The sequence below is a fragment of the Lentilactobacillus buchneri genome, from assembly GCF_018314255.1.
Lineage (GTDB): Bacteria > Bacillota > Bacilli > Lactobacillales > Lactobacillaceae > Lentilactobacillus > Lentilactobacillus buchneri.
This window is the reverse complement of the sequence record NZ_CP073066.1, coordinates 1,603,834-1,627,650: the sequence shown is the minus strand read 5'-3', so window position 1 is coordinate 1,627,650 and position 23,817 is coordinate 1,603,834. Positions and strand designations below refer to the sequence as shown.

Sequence of the window (23,817 nt, the reverse complement as noted above, 5' to 3'; positions counted from 1 at the left end):
AGGAGGTGCAACATGAAAAAATATTTAATTATTTATAATGGCAGTGCCGGTAAAAGCGACAACGAAGCGATTGCCAAAAAGGCTCAATCCTTATTGGAAAGCAATGGCAAGTCGGTGACCCTTAGTCAAACCAAGTCACGTGATGATGCGGTCAAACAGGCCCAAAAATCACCCGAAAACTATGACTGCCTGATTACGATTGGCGGTGATGGATCGATCAATACCGCCTGTGAGGGCTTCTTGAAGGCTGGCCAATCAATTCCGCTGGGAATCATTCCTGGCGGCACGATCAATAATTTTGCCAGAGCCCTTCACATCCCTCTGAACACCGATCAAGCCATTAACAATCTGTTGGATGGCTCACCAGCAGAGGTCGACCTCGGGGCTGTGGGGAAAACACCAATGGTCAGCAGCCTCACCCTGGGAAGATTGGCAGATATCGCTCGAAACGTCAAGGACGACGAAAAGAAGCGCTTTGGCAAAATGATTTATTTGGTCAAAGGCTTCAAGGAGCTGTTCACCAATCGTTCTTACAAATTAAAAATCACAGCCAATGATCGCTCCGAAGTCTTGCGAGCCCAGATTCTACTGATCACGACGACCAATTCGGTTGGTGGTTTCATCGCCTTTAATCCGGATGCGTCCTACGACGATGATTATCTCCATGTCTTCTTGCTGAAGAGCTTCACTCCCATGAAACTACTCACCTACTTGAGTTATTTCATCACCGGCAATCTCAAAAATGCCCAGGGGGTTCGCTATTTTAAAACCACAACCGTTAAAATAGATAACCTGTCAAAACGCGACATTCAGGCCAGAATCGATGGGGATCCAGCGATGTCTCTGCCAATTACCGTCACAACCAAGAGTGACTTTTTACAGGTAATTGTGCCAAGAGCATCGCACGAAGAATCTTGATCCTAGGATTTAAACAAAATAACAATGGCACGCAAAAGAAGCCGGGAGGTAACGAACAAAACGTTATCTCCCGACTTCTTTACTTTTCAGTCAATTTATTTTACGTTCATTATTCTTGAGGATCAAGTGCAACCAAGCCACCGGCAAGGTTACCCATGTTAGGCTTGTCAGTCTTGACGATCAACTGCTCGTTAACAAAGGCCATCTGACCAATGTGGCTCATTTCACGGCCGTAACCTGAAAGTTTAACCCCACCAAATGGCAATTCAGGTAAGGTGGACATGAAGTTGTTAACAAAGACCATTCCAGTTTCGATTTGTGAGGCAACTTCTGCACCGTGATCAGCATCGCCGGCAAAGACAATGCCACCAAGTCCGTAAGGGTTGTCGTTGGCCAAGTCGATTGCTTCCTGCTCACTGTGAACCTTGTAAACAGCAGCGATTGGACCAAACATTTCTTCACTGTATGCTGGGTTATCTTTGTCAATATCCGTTAAGATCGTTGGCATAAAGAATTGACCAGGTAAGTCAATTGGTTCATTACCATAAACAACTTTGGCACCAGCTGCGATAGCATCGTCCAATTGTTTCTGTAACTTGTTCTTTGATTTTTCGGTGTTCATTGGTGCTAAGGTCGTCTTAGGATCCATTGGATCGCCAGGCTTCAAACCAGCAAACTTCTTCTTCAAATTCTCCACAAATTCATCGTAAACATTGTCCATCACGATGAATCGCTTGGATGAAGTACATACTTGACCAGTGTTGTAAATTCGGGCACGCCATGCAATGTCATTGACATCATCCATGTTGGCATCACCTAAAACAACAAATGGATCCATTCCACCAAGCTCCATGGTGTTCTTCTTAAGCGCTTTACCAGCGGCGCCGGCAACAGCTGTACCACCACGCTCAGAACCAGTTAAGGCAACCCCTTGAACACGAGGGTCATCAATTGCTTCAGTCACTTGGTCGTATGAAAGGAACAAGTTAGTCAACGAACCTTTAGGCGCACCGGCTTCGGCGACAACGTCAGCAAACATTTTAGCTGATGTTGGCGTGTTGGCAGCGTGCTTTAAGATCATTGGATTTCCAACCATAAAGTTAGGTGCAAACACACGCATGATTTGGTAGTAAGGGAAGTTCCAAGGCTCAACCATCATAACAACTCCGGTTGCGTGATGTTGAATTTCAGCATCACCGGTTGCAATGGTATCGATCTTTTCAGGCTTCAGTAAGTCCTCACCATGATCTGCGAACCAGTCAGCAATGATCGCAACCAGTTCAACTTCACCCTTTGATTCACCGATTAATTTACCCATGTCAATCGTACATGCACGAGCTAATTCATCTGAGTGCTCACGCAGCTTGGAAGCAACGTTATGCAGAATTTTGGCTCGCTCAGAAATATCTTGCTTCTTCATCGTTTCGTATAAATCATGACCCGTTGCCAAGGCTGATTGTAATTCGTCCTCAGTCGCAAATGGGTACTCCTTCACAACTTCATTGTTGTAAGGGTTTACAGTCCGATATGCCATTATATGACCTCCTAAAATTTGGATAAATCCGTAACGTCTTCAGCTATCCTAGACATTTTTACATCCAGATATAGGATAGCATGCCGTGAAAACAGATACAACAAAATGCATTGTGATTTTCAAAGTGGTTGACGAACGCAATGGTTAACGTATATTACTTGTGAAAATAGTTTTCATTTCACAAAGCCAAATTAAGCTTTGCCCGCCTGCTGTTGCGTATCCTTAATTTTGAGGACCAAGAAAATGGCAATGATTTCCAGAATGAGAAAGGTGAGGAACACGCCGTTGAAATTCCGGTCTCCTAATACAACTGTCGCAATGACAATCGCGGTCGACCCCAAAATTTGCCTAATCGTCGCAATAATCGAAGAGCCGTGGGGAATCAAATCGTTGGTTAAAGAATTGGCTCCCAGCGTGGTGGCCGGCATCATGGCAAAGGCATTCCCAGATTCAATTACAATTGAACATAGAATGGCAATCCAAATATTTTTCAACCCTGATAGCAACAATAAACCTGCCCAGCCAACGATGAATAATCCAAAACCAATCATAATGACTGGCTTAAACCCAATGCGATCCGCTAGCCGGCCACTCCGTCGATTTAACCAAGACAAGATAGCTGCGGCAGGAACCAGTGCCAGGCCTGACCATAACGGCGTCAATCCCAGTATCTGCTGGTAGTATAGCGGCATGATAATGGTGACCGTGATCAAGGACATATAGGACAATGAAGTTAATAAAACTCCCAAATCAAAGTTAGTGATCGACAAAATATCCAGTCGCAATAATGGCTGTGGCATGCGCAATTGTCGGCGAACAAATAAGACCAGCAGAACCAAGGAAACCAATAAAATCCCCCAGTTCCAGTAGCTAGTGACAGTCATATGAGAAATTTCGTTGATAAAGTACAATAAGCCAATAATTCCCAGCGACATGAAGACTGAAGCAAAATCAAACTGAGTTGATTCAATTTTCAACGGACTAATGACGGTCTTGAGTGCCAACAAAAAGACCACCGTCAGAATAATCAAGAAGAACGCAAAGATGGCTTCCCACGGGAAAAATTGCAATAAGACCCCCGAGATGATGGGTCCAACAGCCAGTGCGGATCCCATGACCAACCCCACAGTGCCCATCACACTGCCACGATGATCGGTTGGTGTGATTTCAAGTATGATCGATTGATAAGATGGAAATAAGACCCCAACACTGAATCCTTCCATTAATCGACCCACCATCATCACCAGGAAATTCGGTGCCCAGATAATAATCAAGGTTCCAACGACGAAGTTTACCAATAATGAAAGATATAATGGCTTAAATCGAAAGTTCTTCATCAGCCATGGTGATAATGGCATAACCACTGACATAATCAGCATAAACCCCGTCGTCAGCCAAGCAATCGTGCTGGCCGGCAGATCAAAATACCTCATAAATGTCGGATAGGCAGTCGATAGTGACGACTGACTGATTGACATCGTAAATGTTCCCAACAGTAATGTGGCAATGAACCACCTGCGGCTTTTTTCTGTTAACTCCAAGATTATTCCCCCTAGTGTCTAACAAAATAGGACCGGAAATATTCTTCCCGATCCTGTTTTAAAATCATTTTTAAATCCGATTAACGGACAATCATCACTGAGATTGGTGAGTACTTAGCCATATAGGCTGCTTGCGAACCAAAGTACTTACGCACACCGGTCTTAGAAAGTGAACCGACAATCAGCAGGTCGGCCTTGGTAGCCGGAATAACCCGTTTGACGATTGTCTCGCCGGGATCGCCTTCCTCGATGACCGTATCCACTTGCTTAACACCGGCACGTAAAGCTAATTGCCGATAGTCTTCAATATGCTTGGCAAGCGCTGAACGCTCCCCATGAACAAAATCTTTGCTTAATGCTTGGAAAACGTTAACGTTATCGTCTTCCAAAATTGAAGTAATGATCAAACGTGCATTGGATTGACGAGCTTCACGAATTGCATATCTAAATGCTAATTGGGCATCTTCCGAATCATCAACACCCACAAGAATTCGATCGAATTTTTGACCGCCTTCAGTATTTGCCATTTTGTAACATCCCTTCTTGATGATGAATTATTTGGGTACAAAAGAAATCTCTTTCAATTGATTATTATACTATTATTTCTCCGCCTCGGCTGCTTTGCTTTCAGCTTCGGCAGCTGCTGCTTCAAAACGCTTGTTGCTCTTGTGGATATCCCAAATCATCCATACCAATAAAGCAACGACCAAGACAATAACGACGTACGAGGCATTATCAGCCATTGAAATTTGGCTCTGGGTTGGATGATCACCTAGAAATGCTTCGAATTGGCCAGGAAGACCTTTCATATTCAAAGTCGTCAGGGCGATAACAGAGAACCAGCCAAGAATCTTAACAATCCACGAGTTTTTGAAACGGTCATGCATTTCTAACGAGTTATTGGTAAACATCAATAACGGCAGCATCGAGAATGGCAGGGCAAACGCCAAGAAGACCTGAGAATTATTCATCAGGGTGTTCAACGCTTCGTGCTGCTGAATCGGGGTTTCACGACTCGTCATACCCACACAAATCAAAACTGGAACCACCGAAATCAAACGAGTCACCAACCGGCGCATCCAAAGCGGCATTTTCATGTGGATGAACCCTTCCATGATAACTTGTCCGGTTAAGGTACCAGTGATAGTGGAATTCTGACCTGACGCTAGTAAAGCGACCGCAAACAAAATCGATAAAATCCCTGACTTGGCAACCGTAATCAGAACACCATTACTTAAGGTCGAAGGATCCGAAAGTGCCTGGAACAGTCCGAAGAATGACGGATCTTTAACTGCCCCACTCTTGAAGACGGCAACTCCCATAATCAATAGCAGTGAGTTCACCAAGAATGCCATTGATAATTGAATGTTAGAATCCCAAGTTGAGAAACGAACGGTTCGGGCAACATCTTCTTCATCACTGTGATCCACCTTACGAGTCTGTGAAACAGCTGAGTGGAGATACAGATTATGGGGCATAACTGTCGCTCCAATGATCCCAAGTGCACCAGTCAGTGGCGTTTGACCGCCAATTTGAGGAGACGAAGAGAAGGTCTCGCCATTTGGAACCAAGCCCTTAAAGACCCCGAGCCAATCAGGATCAGACAGGATCACTTCATAGGCAAACACCACAAAGATCACACAAATTAAACAAACAACAATGGCCTCAATTTTACGGAAGCCAATTTTGGTCAACAATAATAATAGCAGAACATCAAATACGGTAATAAATACTGAAATGACCAACGGAATGTGGAATAACAGATACAACGCAATCGCGGCACCGATGACTTCGGCAATATCAGTCGCCATAATTGCCAGTTCGGTTAGAATCCACAAAACATACCCCAGCGATTTGCTTGTCCGGGCTCTAATCGCCTGGGCCAAGTCCATCTGAGTCACAATGCCCAGTTTAGCCGCCATATACTGAAGCAACATGGCAATTAAACTCGACATTAAGATGACGGACATTAACAGGTATTCAAAATTCTGACCACCGGTGATTGAAGTCGACCAGTTACCAGGATCCATGTAACCGACTGCAACTAACGCGCCGGGACCGGAATAACCAAATAGCGTACGCCAGAATCCCTTGCCTTTGGGCACAACCACGGTTCCGTTAATTTCTTCCAGTGAAGGCCCATTGGCGTAATGAATCAAATGTTCCTTTTGGGACTTTTTTTCTTTTGACATCCCATTACCTCCTTATCTTCTGTACAAATCTAATGGTAGCATATTTTCTAGACTTGTAAATCTTTAATTAGGGAAACCTAACTTTCTTTTTATAAGCAGTAGACAGGAGTTTTTGATATAGTAAAGAAGAAACCGGTTACTTCAATTCAGAATTATTTTGCCGGATTTGATTGAGGCTGGTGACAAATTCTGCAATCATCTCCAGTTCATTTTTTGAATAACTGTCGGCTAACTCAGCCAGTTTGGCCTCTTCTTGACCATGGTAGTCGCTATGAATTTGATTAATAGTTTCCCCAGGCGCCGTGAGTTCTACAAACGTGTCCTTGCGGTTATCAGGGTGGTGCGATTTTTGAAGCAGGCCCCTTTCAGCTAGCTTGTTGACGGCTTTGGAAACGGCGCCTTGCGTCATGGGTACCTGGTCGACAATCGCGGAAATCTTCACACCATCCTTGGCAGCAGCAGCGCGAATAATATGCAGATCGTTAATGGTAATGCCATTGGCCAGAGCAGCGTTTAACCGATCGTTTTGCCTGATGGCCGTCAGGATCTCACGATCAACATCATGACTTCTAAATATTTCTAGTTGGTTCTTGATTTGTTCAATTGCATTTTTCTTTTTCATTTTAAATTCCTCGGAATATATATTGACTTTTCATCATCGGAGCTTATACTAATTATATTCCTTGGAATGTATTTTGGAAAGTCAAACTGTCAATTTTAAAAAAGAGGTTTCTAATATGAAATATGTCATTATATTTGACCACCCTTACACCCTGTCGGCTGCAAATAACGAGCCCCACCATCGCAGCTATAGTGCAGCGGTTGCCAAACAAACGATCAATTATTTAACTGCCCAAGGCCACGAGGTTGATGTCATCGACTTGAATCAAGATCACTTCGACCCGGTGATGCACGCAAAAGACCTGAGTGCCTGGCGAACACGGACACCGATTAACGACCAAGTTGACCGTTATTTCGAACGCCTAAAAACCGCCGATGAAATTATTTTTATTTTCCCAATTTGGTGGGAGCTGATGCCGGCGATGACCAAGGGTTTCATTGATAAAGTTTTTAGCAAGAACCGGGCGGTATCCATGCATCCCAGAGTGGTCCTGGAAAAGAATCCAATCATCCGGATCTTCACAATTGCCGGCACACCAACGTTTCTCTATAAACTCAAATATGGTAATCCCATTATGAAGGCCTTGGCCACGGGCACATTCAAAAAGATCGGTCTCAAGAAAATCAAGTGGCACAACTTCAACGCTGAAGATGAATCACCACAAAAGCGCCAGGCGGATTTGGCCCACATCCAAAAATTTCTGTCATGATGACTGCCCAGTCCTATAATGAATGTTGGGGGTGAGTGGATGAAGTCATTGAGTCAAATCATGAGTCGGACATTACTAGTGACAGTGATACTCACTGCTAATTTTGCGATTTGTTCTGCCAACAACACTCCTTCATTAGGCTCCACCATTCATCTCACGACCACGCCCAATGCCCACGATCTCGGTGGGATTCGGACGAAAAATGGTCAGCACATTCGCCAAAATCGACTCATCCGATCGGCTGCGCTAACCCGATTAAATCATCACGATAAATGGCTACTTTATAAGCAGCACGTTAAGGTCATCTTGGATTTCCGCTCAAGTGGTGAAATCAAACGAACACCAGATGCCAAAATTTCTGGGGTTCGTCATCTCCACCTATCCGTCATGAGCAGCCCAAATTTCGGCGTCCACACGACTTCTCAGTATGCCGGTCAGTTAGCTGCCAAACAGCCAAATTTTATGGAACAATTTTATCAGAAAATGGTTCTTGAGTCCCACTGTGTTAAGGCTTATCGCACGATGTTTCATTATCTGCTCAAGCAAAGATCCGATGCGATTCTCTATCACTGCACATATGGCAAATATCGCACCGGTGTAGCGACCATGCTGATTCTTTCAAGTCTTGGCGTTCCCAAAACGACCATTATGAAAAACTATTTGGCATCGAACCATTATCTGAAGAAAACGACGGCCAAAGAATATCGACAGATGGCCCGTTATACGCATAACCCAACCGTGCTCAGGAACCTGAAACGTTCAAAAACCGCTCGATCAGCCTATTTGAATGCCGCCTATTCAGCGATTTACCACTGTGATGGCACAATGAAGCATTATTTACATCAGCAAATGCGGTTGTCGAATCATGATATTCGGCAATTGCGAAACCAATATTTGACGAAATGAGAGGCCCGGACACAACTAATTGTAAGTTATGTCTGGGCCTCTCTTTAGCTCCACTGTTATTTAGTTTAAACGTGTGAAAGAGGACAGCAGTCGAAATTTAAGCCGCTTCAGCCGAAAACCTGACTCGGTTTCCTGGTGTTTTACTGTGATTTGGATTAAACGTGTGAAAGAGGACAGCAATTGAAATTTAAGCGCCGCCAGCCGAAAACCTGACTCGGTTTCCGTCCAGCGGCGCTTAAATTTCAATTGCTAAACGTCCTCTTTCACACTCTACACTCTTTTTTTAGCATACAAATCAATCTGCTTAATTAAATTCCGATTCCGATTAAATCGGGCGAACGCAAAGGCGTCACTAATAAGTTCGGAGAAGCGCTGGGTTTTGCCATTGACCGAATATTCGTTATCCGCCAATTGATACTGAGCCCGAGCCACATAAAAAGTTACGTGCCGATCCGAACTGAGATTAATCAAAGACTGTAGCAGCATATTACTGATCTCGATTTCATTTCTGGCCGCATAAAAATTGCCGGTGTAAAACAGCATCGTCAATGATTTCCACACCGAATCAACGTCTTTATTTGCATTGGTCTTCAACCGTTCCGGCATCTTGGAAAAATAAAACTCAGCTTTGTCAAAATTGCCAGCCTGTTGGTAGGAAATCCCCATCCCCACGTATGCCAGCGGTGAATAAACCGTCGTGTGGGCCTCGTCATAGCCATTCAAAATCTGGTCGAAGCAAAAAATCGCCTCATCAACATCTCGTTTGCTTAAAGCCAGTGCATATCCGCGGATAAATAAATATTCCATTTGGATTTGTTTATCATCAATTTGATCAATTTCAAGCGATCGTAAAATTCCCAACGCATCATCATATTCAGTGGTAATTAAATCAAATTCGGCCCGCCGCAATTCCGCTCGAACCGCTGAATCACTGTCGGCCTCGCTGGGGAAAATATCGTTCAAGGAAAGTCCCAACCGCTGGCATAACTGCGTCAGGATCTTAGTGGAGATCATTTTGCCGTTGTTCTCAAATTTGCTGATCGTGGCCTGGGTACAAATCCCCTTAGCCAACTCGCTTTGGGAATAACCGAGTTCTTTTCTGCGATCAATAAATCTTTGGATGTTCACTATTATCAAGCCTCCTGGCCGATTCGGATAAAATAATAACTTAATATTACCATATTATATAATGTGACGCCAAATAAGATTGCTAAATATTCCATTTATATATTGACATTAGGAATATTAGGATATATAATTTTGGAATATAAAGTATTGTGAAAGTATGCACAGGAGGACTCAATATGTCGATAACAAATGATCAAACTAAAATGCTGATTCAAATGATTAAGGAGTTTACGGCCAACGAATTGGCACCGCTCGATATGGAGATTGATCGTGCCGGTAACTATCCGGACGGCTTATTTCAAAAGGTCGTTAACACGGGCTTGCTTGGCATCACCCTGCCAAGAGAATATGGCGGTGCAGCCTTTGATTACCAAGCAGCTGCCGAATCCCTTGAGAAAATGGCCACAGGTAACGCCAGCATGGCCGTAACTCTTGAAGGCCATTTCAAAACGATCGAACAGTTTATCAAATATGGGAATAAATCATTGAATGACGAATACCTTCCAAGTGCAGCCAAACGAATTTTTGCCTTCTCGATGACCGAACCATCCGGCGGCTCGAATCCTAAGGGCATCGCCACTCGGGCAATCAAACAGGGTGACAACTGGGTGATCACCGGTGACAAAATCATGATTACCAATGGTGGCCTAGCAGAAGTCTACTGCGTCCTCGCTAAGACTGAGGATGACCAAATGGCCGTCTTCGTCGTTGACAAGGACATGCCGGGATTCAAATTCGGCAAGCGGGAAGATTTTATTGGCCTCAAGGGCGTGCCTGTCGGCGAAGTTGTCCTTAACCACGTGGTTGTTCCTGATAGTCATTTATTGGGAAGAATCGGACAAGGATTGGAAATTGGCGACAATGCCCACGCTGACGCACGAGTTTTGATGGGCGCCGTTCTAGCCGGAATTATGGAACACGAGCTACAAACCGCCGTGAACTACTCCAAAGAGCGAAAGGCTATGGACACACCGCTCTACCAACTCCAAGTCACTCAGGAAAAGATCGCTGATATCGCAATTGCCAAAGAAAACACCACCGCGCTGTATCAGAAAGGTGCCGATAACAAGGTCGCCAACAAGCCATATGCGGAAGTTGCCGCCATGGCAAAATCGTACGGCAGCCGATCAGCTGTTGCATCCGGTGATAAAGCCCTGCAGATTCTTGGCGGGTATGGATACAGCCATGAATATCCAGTCGAACACCTCATCAGAGATGCCCGAGCAATGGAATTGGCTGAAGGTACCATTGAAAAGATGAATTTAGAAATTACCAACGCAGAGATTGCCAAGTAAAGGAGTCCGCACTATGAAAATCGTTGTCGGGATTAAACAAGTTCCAGAAACCGATTCAGTTAAAATTGATCCAAACACAAATAACCTGGTTCGTTCAGGAATCCAGGGCATTATTAATCCATTTGATAAAAATGCAATTGAAGCTGCCCTTCAGCTTCGTGATCAAGCCGGTGGCGAAGTTATCCTTCTCAGTATGGGGCCGGATAGTTACACAACCTCACTTCGAGATGGAATGGCTATGGGCGCCGACCGGGCTGTTTTGGTGAGTTCCCGGGCATTCGGTGGGGCTGACACTTTGGCTACCGGCTACACGCTGGCCAAAGCAATCGAAGCAATTGGCGATGTCGACTTAATCCTATTCGGCAGACAGTCTGTCGACGCTGACACTGGTCAGGTTGGCCCGATTGTGGCGGAATTCTTGCAGTTCCCCCAAGTGACTTTTGCAGAAACCTTGGATTTGGACTCAGAGAAGACACTGGTGGCCAAACGCCAACTTGACTCCGCCGTCCAAGATATCAAGCTGACCCTGCCTGCTGTGGTGACTGTCCGCAAAGAACTCAATACGCCGCGTTATGAAACGCCAGTCAATATCAAAGAAAGTTTTGAAAAGCCAATTACCACTTGGACTGAAGCCGATTTGAACCTTGACCTGGCAAAAATTGGCCAGGCTGGATCACCAACGAAAGTGACCAAAGTTTATGCACCAACCAAGGATGTTAAACAAACAGTCACATTGTCACCAGACCCCGCTCAAGCAGTTTCTGAACTCTTGAGTCAATTGGACTGAGAGGAGCACAAAAATGGATAATAACGAAATTTGGGTATATGTTGAAACCGTCGGCTCCAGAATCGAACCAACCAGCCTGCAATTGATCACCAAGGCCAAAGCCATTGCTGACGGCAGAAAAGTGGTTGCCGTGCTTCCTGAAGCCTCGACAATCAAGGCTGAAAATAGCCTACAAGCTTATGGACCCGACCGAGTTGAAACTTTGGTCGATGATCACTTTACTAACGCAACCGATGAAGAAATCGCTGATGCTCTATTCCAAGTACTTGATCAAAATCGCCCCAACAGCCTCTTGTTTCCGGCAACCATTTTAGGCCGATCAATTGCGCCGCGGCTGCAGGCCAAACTCCAGACTGGCTTAACCGGTGACTGTTTGGATATTTTTTACGAAAATGACCTACTGGTTCAGGTCAAACCGACCTATGGCGACAACGTGATGTGTGACATTGTCTGCCCGGAAAAGCGGCCTCAAATGGTAACGGTTCGGCCAAATACTTTCCGTGCTGAAAGAGTGACTGATTCCCAGACCAAGGTGGTTAAGGCCAGCTTTACCTTCCACAAAGAAGGAAACAGCCAAATCATCGCCACTGACCCGATCATCAACAGCTCCTCCAAACTCGACGATGCTAAAGTCGTGATCGCCCTTGGCCGAGGCGCTTACAGCGCAAAAAATATTCAACTGGCACAGGATTTAGCTGCCAAGCTTGGCGGAATGGTTGGCGTTTCTCGCCCTCTCACTGACGAAGACGAGTTCACCCATGATGATCAAATTGGGATTGGTGGCGCCAGCCTCTCAGCCGACCTGTTGATTAATTTGGGAATCTCAGGTGCTGTTCAATACACGGTTGGTATCAAAAATGCCAAGAAAATTGTCTCTGTCAACATTGACAAAGACGCCCCGATTTTCGATGAGTCAGACTTTGCCTATGTCGGTGATGTCACCGATTTTTTGACTGCTTTAACTGCTCAAGTCCGATAATAATTGATAACACAAAACCGGCAGTGATGAACGAAATTTGTTCATCGCTGCCGGCTTTGTAGTGGTGTAGTTAGGGTTATTTTGCTTTGAAATGGATTCTGGCGCGCTGGAGCACGGTTGTTATTCTCTTTGGTGCTCCCTTCTGCTTTGAAAACACGCTCCGACGCAACTGATGCGGTGTGTAAGGCTGAAAAGATTTAAATCCAAGACCAGGATTTTAATCTTTTCAGCCTTACACACCGCATCACCCGTTGCTTGTCGCGCTCTACTTGAATCCCTCCGTCGTAAAGTACCAGTGAACCTTATCTCCCGGTTTAATCAACTTATCACCAGCTGACTTATCAACGTACTTGCCGTTCACCGAGTACATCCAGCCGCTGCCGACCTTAATGTCGTTTTCTTTCAGCCCATTGATGGCACTGACGTAGATTGCCGGGCTACTGGTGTAGGTGATCTTCAGCTTGGTTTGCTGGAGCAATGTAAACGCGGTCGTCTTCTTAATAATGTGCAAATTGCCAGAATAAAACAGCTTTTTGTATCCGGAAACCTTTAGATAAGCCTTACCAGTTGACGCTGGTGAGGCTTTTTGCTTTGGCCGAGACTGCTTAGAAGTCGATTTAGGCTTATTGGTTACTGCCTGTTTTGTCTGTGATTTCGAGCTCGAACTGCTGGGCTTGTTACTGGTAACTTGACTACTTGACGACGAGTCAGCAGTGCTTGATTGACTGGCCTTTTTGGCTTGTGATTGATGCTTTGCCTGGGAACCTTTGTCTTTGGCTTTTCTCGCCTTAACTGGATGGCTCACTTGAGAACTTGAGGTGGCCTTTGGCTGACTGCCCGAATCCATCTTAGCGGCTTTCTCGGTTCGAGGATGCTGGGCGGCCTGATTTGCGATGACCTCCCTGACGCCAAATGCCATCCCCAACACCAAAATCACACCAATGACAATTCCAATTGCTTTTTTCATAAACTCATCCTTTAATCTTACTTAATTGAATAAACCGATCGGTGTGCCAAGGCTTGCCGATAAGCGGCGTTTGCCAAATTGACCTGGCCGACTCCTAACGTTTGAGTAGCAGCCCCCTTAATCGAGCCGGTTGACCGAACGTAGCTCATCATTGCCCGCATTGGAGAGGTAGTCTGGCCTGATTTGAAGACGCTATTCACCAATTTGACCGTCTTTTGTTTGGTTGAGAAGGCAATGATCGCTTCTGCAGTTGAATTAGCGTTCGGGAAAGTCTTGCCCTTATAAGCATAACCAAACGCCCCGTTTGGATAGACAGCATCTTTGAGATAACTCTGGCCCTTCGTGATTGCAGACGTGACGGCGGAACTGGTCGATTTACTCCGAGCAAGGGCCGTTACTGCCATCGCGGTGGTGTCGCTGTCAGCACTGGCAGCTTGATTATTATACGCCCAGCCATTATTGCTCAACTGATTCTTAACGATGGCGTTGCTCAAGCTGGTCTTGGAAAATTTGGCATTGCTTGGTCGTTGATACGAACCAGTTGATAAAGCAATCAGCGCCTGGCTTTGAACGTTGACAGTTTGCTTGGTCATCGAACGGTGATAAAGCGCGCTGACCAGGTTCAAGTTCGTTTTAGCGCCGGTTTGATGCAGCTTTTGCGGGTTCAAACCAACGGCACGGGTGGCAATAATTGCGGTCGCCAAATCGGCAGCCGTACTCTTACGGTTCAATACCAAACTGTCGGCAACCTTGGTCCGTTGAGCCTTGGTAAATTTGTAGCCCAACCCTTTCAATCCCAAGAGAAAGTCCGAGTAGCCATAGACGGCACCGGTTGTTGGATATGCCTTTTTACTAAATATGTAACTTGTCTTACCAGAAAAGCCAGTTCGATTCTTAGCCAGCATCTTCTTGGCATAGCTGTAACTGGCCTTGGCCTTTGAAGCCTGATAAGAACTAGAAGCAGTCTTGGCGCCGGCAGCATGGACATTTGTGAGTGGTGCAGCAGCACCAGCCAATAAGAGGCCAGTCATCGATAAGGTGATTAATTTCTTGATTGATTTCATGATAGATTCCATCCCTTTAATGAGTTTTGGTTGGTAAAAAATTATATTTCCGATTCAGTCGGTCAATTAATTTTTCCCAGGAACGATACAACAATGCAATTAAGACAACGTTGGAAAGACAGTGCACAAGATCGAAACCGGCGCTGGCGGTAAAGGCCAAAATAAAGGACTTCATGGTCAGCGGATTGACATATGCCAAGGCAAACCACAGATCCATGATCCAGCCGTAGACAAATCCCCAGACACCGCCAAAGATAATCATTGGCATTACCTTGTGGCGAAGCTGAGTCCGGCCAATCAGCCCGGCAGTCAAGCCCATCAATCCCCAGGCAAACATCTGCCACGGCGTCCAAGGTCCCTGTCCCAAGAACATATTTGAAACTAAGGCGGTGGTCGAGCCGGTCACAAACCCCAGCTCCGGTCCCAGCGAAATCCCGCCGAGGATAATGACAAAGCTGGCAGCCTGAACACTGGGAAGCGAGGCGAACGGCACTCTGCCGGCGACCGCCAAGGCAATCAGAATCGCCAAAAACATTAGCGTTTGGGTCTTTAACGGCTCGCGCTCAAACCGCCAATAGGCCGGCAAAATACTACATAACAAAAGCATGAAGCTAAACAACAAAAAATGCTTATTTTTCAGTAACGTCGTCAATACCAAAAACCCGGCGATCAACACCGAGACGAGCAATATTTGACCGATCACTTTGGCTCGCCGCTTATTCGACATGTTCACTCGTCCCTTCAGATAATCTAACGTCACTCACCAGCATTGCATCGGGCACCTGCCTTCTCAGCAGCCGATTAATCGCGGTGGTAAAAAAGAAATTCCCAGAAAAAAACGATCTGGTTGGTAAGACTGTGTTCAAATGGCCGTCAAACATGAAGGCGCAGTGCAGTGAGTATGCCGCGCAAAATTCCATATCGTGACTGGCCATCAGGATGGTCGTTCCAGCCTGGTTGATGGTCGTCAATAACTGTCCCAAAGCTTGTTTGGCCATCGGATCAAGCCCCTTAGTCGGTTCATCCAAGATTAACAATTTCGGGTTAGCCAGTAACGCAATGGCAATCCCCAACAGCTGTTGTTGGCCGCTGCTCAAATCAAATGGACTTTGGTCAAGCAGATCGTTAAGTTGCAATCGGTCAACTATCATTTTAACCTGTTTGTCGGGAAATTCTAGCTGAAGTTCGGCAGCTTGCTGGTGCAACTCCTCTTGGACCGTTTCAGCCCCAAACTGCAGGGCCGGGGTTTGAGAGAGAAAAGAAAGCTGCTGGATTCTGGCTGCTGTTGGAATCCGCCAGACCTTTTGATTGTTAAAAGTAATTTTTCCATGCTGTGGAACTCGCAAGCCAGCCAGCATCGTTAACAGCGTTGACTTGCCAGAGCCGTTCTTGCCGACAATCGAAAGCCAGTCGCCAGCAGGTAATTGCAAGTTCAAATGATCAACCACATTTACCTGTTTGTCGAATGAAAACGAGATCTCTTTGGCTGCTAAGATGGTCGTTGACGACTCGACGACCATCGGCTGGTCCGTGTGAGCGGTGAACTCCAGGTGGTGCTTGCTGATAGCTGCCTGACCGGCGGCAACGGAAATTGGCAGCCCGGTTGTCTCAAGATGATTATCCAAAAATAGCCGCGACACAGCTGGCACAAAAGCCGCCAGATCGGGATCTGTCATCATCTTCGGAATGCCGACTGCCGGCTGCCCTTGAAAAGTAACCCGCTGATTTTGTAAGAGGATCATCCGGTCAGCCAATCCCAATGCGGTTCCCAAGTTATGCTCGGTCATTACAATCGTCATTCCCAGCTCTTGATGAATCCGTTCCAAAACATCAAAAAAATGCCGGCTGGAAAGCGGATCCAGTTGGGCAGTCGGTTCATCGAACAAAAGCACTTCCGGCCGCAAAATTAACACCGAGGCCAAATTAACCAGTTGCAATTGACCACCGGACAGTTCATGCATATCTTGGTGCAGTAGTTCGTCCAGGCCCAAATAATTAGCCAATTCGGCGATCCGCCGTTCAATTTCAGCGCTCTTGATACCGATATTTTCAAGGCCGAACGCCAGCTCGTCAATCACCGTTGTCATAATCGGCTGAGTAGTGGGATCTTGCCCAACGTACCCAATTGTTTTAGCGCTGGCTAATTTGGAAAGATCCGTAATGGCTTGCTGCTTAACCAATACCTTGCCGCTTCGGTGGCCATTGGGGAGCAGTTCTTTTTTGAAATGATTAATTAACGTGGTTTTACCGCTGCCAGTCGCCCCGGCGATGACGATAAACTCCCCTCGGTTGATGGTCAAATTAACCCCTTGCAAGACTGGGATGGAAGCATCGGGATATGTAAATGTGAGCTGTCTAGTTTCAATTAATTTGTCCATGCGCGATACACTCCTTCGGCCGCCAGCGGTAATAATAGTAATCCTCCCAGCCCGGATAAGGCAACCAGATCCTGGCTCATCCAGCCACGGGTGAATTCGCCGACTGATGTCGACCAACCGGCTGACTGAATTCGGGAAACCACGGCCCAGACAAAAATCAAGGTCGACGCAATCATAAATGCCCAGTCACTGACCTTCCAATGGTAGGCCCGGTAGTGAGTCCGCTTACCAACCCCGAATCCCCTGGCGTCCATTAATCGGGCAGTTTCCATCCCCGATGCGAGTGCGTCCTCCAATAAAATCCGCAACAGGCGACCAGCATTCCGGATGCGACTAAGTACCCCGCCACCGTTATCCTGAACGTTTCGCGTCTGCTGGAGCATCGCCAAACTAGCCAGGGTGTGGCTAAAAGTTTTCACTAAATTCATTGACATAACCACTAATAAGCCCAGTTTCGGCGTCACTGGTGACAAGACATATACCAATTTAGGCGCCGGTAAAATGACGTTCAGAACAGCAAAAGCCATGAGCATCTCAACTAACATCAACCCCATAACGACACCGTATAGCAGTGCCGGCAAGGTGAGTTTGAATGACACATCACCCACGGAAAACTGACAGAGGATCGGCCCAAACCGCTGATTTAACAACACATTAAAAAAGACGATCATCAATAATAAGCTCAAATTCCACTTGAATTGCCGCCATACCGCTGATTGTCCGGTATAAAAAATGCCCACCAACAGTAATCCTACATAACCGGTCAATGCCGTCGCCAAATGGTTAAACAAGAGCAGACTCAAAATCGCCTCAAAAAAATAAACTGCCGAAACGACTGGATGAAGTTGATAAAAAAATGTCATTCGTGTCGGCAATTTATTCACGGCTGGACGTCCCCTTTCAAATCGATGTTGACCCTGAGTGATTATTATATCATCAGCTGCCACTCGAAATTGAAGGAATCCCAGAAAATATTTAATTAAAGCTAATCGACAACAATCACACCCAGCATAGCGACAATCTGCCCTGCCTGCCAAGGATTGATTTTTAAGCCCTTGATCAACTCGGGATTCACAATTAAGTCGTCAAAGCGGGCTTGAGACAAATCGATCCCCTTCATTCGCGTGTCCAAGAAGTCGATTTGGTTAATTTCACAGGCGTTAAAGGATAATTCTTTCTTGACACTCACTGCCTGAAAACTACTTTCGACCAGATTACAGTCCATAAAGAAGCTGGCTTCCATTTTAGTTTCACTAAAGTTGGCATAGTGCAGGTTAGAATCATGAAATTGACATTTCTTAAGCAGCGTTTCCATCGAAAAATCAGCCCCCATCAGCTGCACATTCGTGAATTTGCAGTTGGAGAAATAACTCTTGTGGAAAGTCGCGTTTAGGAAATTGCAGCCTTTAAATTCCACGTAGCCCCAATCACTGCCGTCAAAGTTGCTCTGCTCGAACTGGCAGTGGTCAAACACAACGTCATTAATCCGAATCAGCTCGTTAGAAACCGTCAACGTACAGTTCACGTATTCATTGTCCGGTTCAACGTCATCCAAAGACAAGGTTTGTTTGGTAAAAGTTGCCACTCTAATCCTCCTGAAGTTGACTGCGACTGGTCAATCGACTGCCGACCCAATAAATGACGGCAGCAATCAACATCGAAATGAAGGTTGCGCCGACTGAGTCCGCCAACACGGCCACCGTTTTAATGTATCCGTATGCAAGGACAGCGATCAGCCATGAAGCAATCGCAATCCAGTTAATACCACCAGTATACCAATATTGACCGGTCCGGGAGGCAAAATGGTCAACTCGATATTTCCGTTTGGCAACCAGATAAAAGTCGGTCAGAAAAATGGCGATTTCGGGTCCTAAGAACATCCCGATGCCGTCCAAAAAGGCAGTGAAAACGTTCAGGAATGTTGAGTAGAAAATGGGAATGAAGGTCACAAAGACGGCCACCAAGGTCACCAGCACAATACTGACAGTCAAGGATAATCGTTTAGTCATATTGGTCAACGCAGATCCGGCAGACATCAGGTTAACGGCATTTGCGGTGGTACTGGTAATGATGATGACAAGCATCGCCAAGACACCCAAGCCAAGTTTGCTGGCAATCGTTGATGGGTCTGAATTATTGGCATCAAAATGATTCAGGGTAATGGCAGTCGCGATCGTTGAAATGATTCCGATCATCGCAAACCAGATCAATCCCAGATTGGCGCCAAAGAACGGTGCCCAAGTGGAGCTGGAACGCTTCTTAGAAAAGCGGGTGAAATCACTGGCAGCTGTTACCCAGGCTAAATTAAAGGCAGCTAGGACATCAACGGCTTGACCTGGTGACATCTTCAAGGCACTGGGTGCATGCCAAGAGACAATTTCAGATAACGACACATTTTGGAAAACAACGATAGATTCCCAGATTACCAAGATGAAAACTAAGACAATCCCAATTCGCTCGATGATCCGGACTGATTTTTCACCCATCGAGATACTCAATAAATGCAGAATACTCATCACCACAATTCCTGAGATCAACCCTTTCAGGCCGCCCGGCTTGCCGTATACCGGCCAACCCAAGACATCGTGGAGAATATAACTGATCGATGTGGCCGCGATAAACGTATTCACGGCGGCCCAGCCGATAAATTGGACGACATTAATCACCGATGGCAGGAAACTGCCTTTGAGGCCAAACGAAGCTCGGGTTAAGGCCATTGCGGGCAAACCGGTTTCGTACCCCATATAGCCGGATAATGCCAGTAAAAAATATGTAATCACACCTACGATAATCAGAGTCGTCGAAGCCGTCGCAAACCCACAAGCAGCGATAACCCCGCCAACATACCAAGTACCATTATTCGCATTCGCCCCCACCCAAGTAGCAAACATATCCCAATAGGATTGATGCCGATGAGCCTTTGGGATGGACTCAACGCGACCGAAACTTTTGTCTTCCATGATAGATCTCCTTGTTGTCCTTTAAATCATTCCAAGCAAACTAAAATGCTCATTAGCAAATAAAAAAGCACTTCAACCCACAACGAGTCGAAGTGCTCATTCCCAGACTATTGCTGGTAAAAACAACGTTCACTAATGGCTTCCTTGACAGACTCGCTGGACTATTTAAAGGACTAAATTTTAATGTCATTATACGTGAGACCGGCAAGAAAAGCAATTTGTGAGTTGACACTCACTTTGAATGGGGTATGCTGAAGTCGTAAATGAGTTAGCACTCACTCACAAAAGGAGGAATCAACTATGGATGCTGTTGTAACAGTGACTCACGTCGATAAAAGCTTCAATAAAAAACGAATTTTACATGATGTTAACCTAACTGCCTCAAGCCATGAGATTTTGGGTTTAATTGGGCCATCAGGAGCTGGCAAGACAACGATTATCAAAAATATCATGGGCATGGAACAGCCCGACGGTGGCGAAGTGACTATTTTTGGTAAACGAATGCCCAATCGCCCCGTCCTGCAGCGAATCGGCTTTATGGCTCAGGATGATGCCCTATATGAAAGTTTGACCGGCAAGGAAAATCTCAAATTTTTTGCTCAACTGTTCGGTGTCAAAAAAGAGCAGCTGAAGCAACGGATTGACTACACGGCAGGCGTTGTCAATTTAAACCAGGATTTGGACAAACGGGTCAGTAATTATTCCGGTGGTATGAAGCGCCGATTATCACTTGCCATCAGTTTAATTCAAGATCCGGATTTGTTAATTTTGGATGAACCAACAGTCGGCATCGACCCGGAACTTCGCCGCCAGATTTGGGATGAACTCAGAAAATATGCCCAAGCCGGCAAGTCAATTATCATCACCACTCACGTCATGGAAGATGCGGCTGAATGTGACGAACTATTGATGATTCGCGAAGGTCACATCATCACCCACGGGTCACCCACCAGTTTGGAAAAAGAATACGACGTGGATAATTTGGAACAGGTCTTTTTGAAAGCGGGGAAATCAAATGAGAATTCTAACAATCACTAAACGTATCTTTGTGGAAATGTTCCGCGATAAACGAACGCTTGCGTTAATGTTTATTGCGCCGCTGTTCATCCTGTCATTGATGTATTTCTTATTTCAGTCAAATACCAACACGGTCGCAGACATCGGCACCTATAATGTGTCTAGTTCATTGGTCAAAACAATCGACAACAAGCACATCAAAATTCATCGGATGGATTCGAATGTTTCAGCAAAAAAGACCATTCGTAACAAAGACTACGCCGGTTTCATCAAAAAAACTGATGGCCACTTAGTCGTCACGTATCAAAATGCCGATCAGAGTAAGACCGCGATCATCAAGAAATCAGTTCAGATGGCTCTGATAAAAGTTCAAATTAAGCAGCTGGTTTCTACCACGAAACAGTCCAAAGCCGGCTTAATGAAGATGCAAGCTCAGCTCCAGCAAATTAAAAAGCAGCTGCCAGCGACCCTCAGCAGTCGGATTCCGGCAGCGTCCGCTCCAAAAAACGTCCAAAAGCCAACCAACCTGAAATTAACCCAGCACTATCTTTACGGCAAGAGTAATTCCACCTTCTTCACAACGATGCTGCCTGTGTTCTTGGGCTTCATGGTCTTCTTCTTTGTCTTCCTAATTTCTGGAATTTCACTGTTAAATGAGCGAAACTCCAGAACTTTGGACCGACTGCTGGCAACACCGGTTAAACGAAGTGAAATCATTTACGGCTACCTAACCGGTTATGGCGCTGTGGCGATCATTCAAACAGCGGTGATCGTGTTATTCTGTATCTATGTCTTAGGGATCTCCATTCTTGGCAGCATCTGGGTCGTCTTATTGATCTGTTTTGCTTTAGCAATGGTTGCGCTGTCGATGGGGCTGTTTGTTTCGACCTTTGCCGCTTCAGAATTTCAAATGGTCCAGTTCATTCCCATTGTCGTTATTCCACAAATTTTCTTCTCAGGTTTGATCCCAGTTGCCAACATGGCAGGCTGGCTGCAGGTTATCGCCCATATCATGCCGCTGTATTACGGGGCCAGTGCGTTAACCGACGTCATTCAAAAGCAGGCCAACTTTTCGGCAATTGTCCCACAATTTACAGCTATCCTAGCATTCTTGGTCGCCTTCATTGCTTTAAATATGATTGGAATGCGCAAGTATCGGAAAGTGTAGGTGATTAACATGGCATCAACTTCGATTCAGTCATTTTATTCGGAAGATATTGATTCCACTTATTCGGAAGATATTGATTCCACAAAAGATTTACCCCAAAAACAAAAACAGGTGCTGAAAGCCTGCTTGGACTTGTTTGCGGCCAAAGGATTTGAAGCCACAACGACGGCGGACATTGCCGAAAGAGCAGGCGTTAGTCAAGGCACGGTTTACAAACGATTCAAAACCAAAGAACAGCTGCTCCAAGCCGTTGTTCAGCCATTATTTTCGCAAACCGTTCCCAGAGCTGCCCAAGAGTTCTCAGAAGACCTCAAGCGTTTCAAGTACGATAGCTTGGCAGAATTCTTAAAGCCGACTTTAAAAAATCGATTGACCTTTGCCAGCGAAAACAAGCAAATCCTCAAAATTTTATTTATGCAGGCCGTCAACGATCCCCAATTATTGTCAGAATTGGTCGTTCCAGTTAAGGCTGTGCTGACCACCACTATTCCTAAGGTGATTGATCAGCTCAAAGAACGCCACCTCTTGGTGGACTGGGAGACCTCCCGAATTTTGGAGTACGTTCTTTCAATTGGTGCCGGCTTTGGTGCCCAAATTATATTACTTGATCGGAAAGTCGATTTGGACCGGGATATTGACCAAGCTGTCGAGTTTTTGGTCAAGGGCCTTTCGCCGGATAATAAATAATTTAGCATATCAGGTTGACAATCATTAGAACTACGACTAGTATTATCACTAAATTTTAATGCTAGTAAATTAAAGCTCTGAAGAGAAGAGTAATTAGTGAACGAACCCTTAGAGAATCCGGTCGGTGAAAAAGGATGGTTCATAAGCTAACGAACATGAACTCTGAATAGCGGTTTCGAGTTAACGCTTGAACCCCGGGTGCGACCGTTACATCGCCGAGTATCGAAGTCTGGTACTTTCAGAGGTGTTGGTTGTGAGGCCAAGACAAATTCAGGGTGGTAAAGCGAAACATTCGCCCCTCCGTCAGATTAATTCTGATGCGAGGGACGGATGTTTTTTTGTGTCCTCAACTTCGGATGGTGATATTAGCATTAAAAACAAATTAAATGTTATGGGAGATTGATCATTTATGGCAAAAGTTGAAAGTTTTACATTGGATCACACAAAGGTTAAAGCACCGTACGTTCGTTTAATTACCACAGAGACCGGCCCCAAAGGAGACGTGGTCTCAAATTTTGACCTGCGATTGACCCAGCCAAATGAAACCGCCGTTCCAACTGCCGGCTTACACACAATTGAACACTTACTGGCCAGTTTACTGCGGGATCGCTTGGATGGCGTCATTGACTGTTCACCATTCGGCTGCCGGACGGGATTTCATTTGATTACCTGGGGGGAACACAGTACTACCGAAGTCGCCGAGGCCTTAAAAGGTTCATTGGATGAAATTGCCAACCAAGTTGAATGGAAAGACGTTCCCGGCGTTGATAAATACAGTTGCGGCAATTACCGCGACCACTCACTGTTTTCGGCCAAAGAATGGAGCAAGAAGATTTTGGCTGAGGGGATTTCCAATGACCCATATGAGCGGCACGTGATTTAGGGGTTTGTGAAACGTATTTGTTTCGCTTAATTTTAGTTGGCAACGAGTCTTCATCAAAAGGCATTGTTAAATAAATGCTGAG

At 45.6% G+C, this 23,817-nt stretch carries 23 protein-coding genes; 10 read left to right on the top strand and 13 right to left on the bottom strand.

Translation table 11 applies throughout. The features are described 5' to 3' along the window. Positions 1-12: 12 nt before the first annotated feature. Positions 13-918: a diacylglycerol/lipid kinase family protein gene (locus tag KE627_RS07635; protein ID WP_013727189.1), complete on the top strand. Its 906-nt coding sequence runs from the start codon at positions 13-15 to the stop codon at positions 916-918. A gap of 109 nt (positions 919-1,027) precedes the next feature. On the opposite strand, the gene KE627_RS07630 is transcribed toward KE627_RS07635, so the two are convergent. From KE627_RS07630 to KE627_RS07610, 5 genes are all read right to left on the bottom strand, one after another. Next, on the bottom strand, positions 1,028-2,452 hold the full coding sequence (locus KE627_RS07630; RefSeq protein ID WP_013727188.1) for an NAD-dependent succinate-semialdehyde dehydrogenase: 1,425 nt from the start codon (positions 2,450-2,452) through the stop codon (positions 1,028-1,030). A gap of 191 nt (positions 2,453-2,643) precedes the next feature. Continuing rightward, positions 2,644-3,993 carry an MFS transporter gene (locus tag KE627_RS07625; RefSeq protein ID WP_013727187.1) on the bottom strand — a complete coding sequence of 450 codons (1,350 nt, stop codon included), beginning with the start codon at positions 3,991-3,993 and terminating at the stop codon, positions 2,644-2,646. A gap of 80 nt (positions 3,994-4,073) precedes the next feature. After that, a complete protein-coding gene (locus KE627_RS07620) occupies positions 4,074-4,520 on the bottom strand; it encodes a universal stress protein (protein ID WP_013727186.1) in 447 nt (148 codons plus the stop codon). Positions 4,521-4,592: 72 nt separating this feature from the next. Beyond that, positions 4,593-6,185 carry an Nramp family divalent metal transporter gene (locus KE627_RS07615; protein WP_056938855.1) on the bottom strand — a complete coding sequence of 531 codons (1,593 nt, stop codon included), beginning with the start codon at positions 6,183-6,185 and terminating at the stop codon, positions 4,593-4,595. Between the two features lie 136 nt (positions 6,186-6,321). Next, positions 6,322-6,807, bottom strand: a complete 486-nt coding sequence (locus KE627_RS07610) for a MarR family winged helix-turn-helix transcriptional regulator (RefSeq protein ID WP_013727184.1) — start codon at positions 6,805-6,807, stop codon at positions 6,322-6,324. 115 nt (positions 6,808-6,922) lie between these two features. Here KE627_RS07610 and KE627_RS07605 point away from each other — a divergent pair, with 115 nt between their 5' ends. Further along, complete coding sequence (locus KE627_RS07605) at positions 6,923-7,516, top strand: NAD(P)H-dependent oxidoreductase (protein WP_056938854.1); 594 nt, start codon at positions 6,923-6,925, stop codon at positions 7,514-7,516. Positions 7,517-7,555: 39 nt separating this feature from the next. After that, on the top strand, positions 7,556-8,422 hold the full coding sequence (locus tag KE627_RS07600; RefSeq protein WP_056938853.1) for a tyrosine-protein phosphatase: 867 nt from the start codon (positions 7,556-7,558) through the stop codon (positions 8,420-8,422). A gap of 270 nt (positions 8,423-8,692) precedes the next feature. Here KE627_RS07600 and KE627_RS07595 read toward each other — a convergent pair whose 3' ends face one another. Beyond that, a complete protein-coding gene (locus KE627_RS07595) occupies positions 8,693-9,550 on the bottom strand; it encodes a helix-turn-helix domain-containing protein (protein WP_013727182.1) in 858 nt (285 codons plus the stop codon). A gap of 176 nt (positions 9,551-9,726) precedes the next feature. Here KE627_RS07595 and KE627_RS07590 point away from each other — a divergent pair, with 176 nt between their 5' ends. The 3 genes from KE627_RS07590 to KE627_RS07580 are packed head-to-tail and all read left to right on the top strand — an operon-like array spanning position 9,727 to position 12,611. Beyond that, positions 9,727-10,845, top strand: a complete 1,119-nt coding sequence (locus KE627_RS07590; RefSeq protein WP_013727181.1) for an acyl-CoA dehydrogenase family protein — start codon at positions 9,727-9,729, stop codon at positions 10,843-10,845. Positions 10,846-10,858: 13 nt separating this feature from the next. Further along, positions 10,859-11,632 carry an electron transfer flavoprotein subunit beta/FixA family protein gene (locus KE627_RS07585; protein WP_013727180.1) on the top strand — a complete coding sequence of 258 codons (774 nt, stop codon included), beginning with the start codon at positions 10,859-10,861 and terminating at the stop codon, positions 11,630-11,632. A gap of 13 nt (positions 11,633-11,645) precedes the next feature. After that, entirely contained in the window at positions 11,646-12,611 is a 966-nt protein-coding gene (locus KE627_RS07580; protein WP_056938852.1) for an electron transfer flavoprotein subunit alpha/FixB family protein, read from the top strand. Positions 12,612-12,876: 265 nt separating this feature from the next. On the opposite strand, the gene KE627_RS07575 is transcribed toward KE627_RS07580, so the two are convergent. The 7 genes from KE627_RS07575 to KE627_RS07545 form a co-directional block, all read right to left on the bottom strand. Beyond that, a complete protein-coding gene (locus KE627_RS07575; protein ID WP_013727179.1) occupies positions 12,877-13,578 on the bottom strand; it encodes a DUF4430 domain-containing protein in 702 nt (233 codons plus the stop codon). 17 nt (positions 13,579-13,595) lie between these two features. Beyond that, a complete protein-coding gene (locus KE627_RS07570) occupies positions 13,596-14,642 on the bottom strand; it encodes a prenyltransferase/squalene oxidase repeat-containing protein (protein WP_013727178.1) in 1,047 nt (348 codons plus the stop codon). Between the two features lie 16 nt (positions 14,643-14,658). After that, positions 14,659-15,369, bottom strand: coding sequence for an ECF transporter S component (locus KE627_RS07565; RefSeq protein ID WP_013727177.1), 711 nt, complete (start codon positions 15,367-15,369; stop codon positions 14,659-14,661). Next, on the bottom strand, positions 15,359-17,020 hold the full coding sequence (locus KE627_RS07560) for an ABC transporter ATP-binding protein (RefSeq protein ID WP_013727176.1): 1,662 nt from the start codon (positions 17,018-17,020) through the stop codon (positions 15,359-15,361). Before KE627_RS07560 ends, KE627_RS07565 begins: the two co-directional genes overlap by 11 nt. Continuing rightward, on the bottom strand, positions 17,008-17,883 hold the full coding sequence (locus KE627_RS07555; RefSeq protein WP_153108638.1) for an energy-coupling factor transporter transmembrane component T: 876 nt from the start codon (positions 17,881-17,883) through the stop codon (positions 17,008-17,010). Before KE627_RS07555 ends, KE627_RS07560 begins: the two co-directional genes overlap by 13 nt. A 122-nt stretch (positions 17,884-18,005) precedes the next feature. After that, on the bottom strand, positions 18,006-18,605 hold the full coding sequence (locus KE627_RS07550; RefSeq protein WP_013727174.1) for a pentapeptide repeat-containing protein: 600 nt from the start codon (positions 18,603-18,605) through the stop codon (positions 18,006-18,008). Position 18,606: 1 nt separating this feature from the next. Further along, the gene (locus KE627_RS07545) at positions 18,607-19,980 is read right to left on the bottom strand and encodes a cytosine permease (RefSeq protein ID WP_013727173.1); all 1,374 of its coding nucleotides are present in this window, start codon (positions 19,978-19,980) and stop codon (positions 18,607-18,609) included. Positions 19,981-20,280: 300 nt separating this feature from the next. On the opposite strand from KE627_RS07545, the gene KE627_RS07540 reads away from it, so the two are divergent. From KE627_RS07540 to KE627_RS07525, 4 genes are all read left to right on the top strand, one after another. Then, positions 20,281-21,018, top strand: coding sequence for an ABC transporter ATP-binding protein (locus tag KE627_RS07540; protein ID WP_013727172.1), 738 nt, complete (start codon positions 20,281-20,283; stop codon positions 21,016-21,018). Further along, a complete protein-coding gene (locus KE627_RS07535) occupies positions 20,996-22,165 on the top strand; it encodes an ABC transporter permease (protein WP_013727171.1) in 1,170 nt (389 codons plus the stop codon). The genes KE627_RS07540 and KE627_RS07535 overlap by 23 nt, the downstream gene beginning before the upstream one ends. Before the next feature lie 9 nt (positions 22,166-22,174). Continuing rightward, positions 22,175-22,852 carry a TetR/AcrR family transcriptional regulator gene (locus KE627_RS07530; RefSeq protein ID WP_056938851.1) on the top strand — a complete coding sequence of 226 codons (678 nt, stop codon included), beginning with the start codon at positions 22,175-22,177 and terminating at the stop codon, positions 22,850-22,852. A gap of 409 nt (positions 22,853-23,261) precedes the next feature. Continuing rightward, on the top strand, positions 23,262-23,735 hold the full coding sequence (locus tag KE627_RS07525; protein ID WP_013727169.1) for an S-ribosylhomocysteine lyase: 474 nt from the start codon (positions 23,262-23,264) through the stop codon (positions 23,733-23,735). The last annotated feature ends 82 nt before the right edge of the window (positions 23,736-23,817 follow it).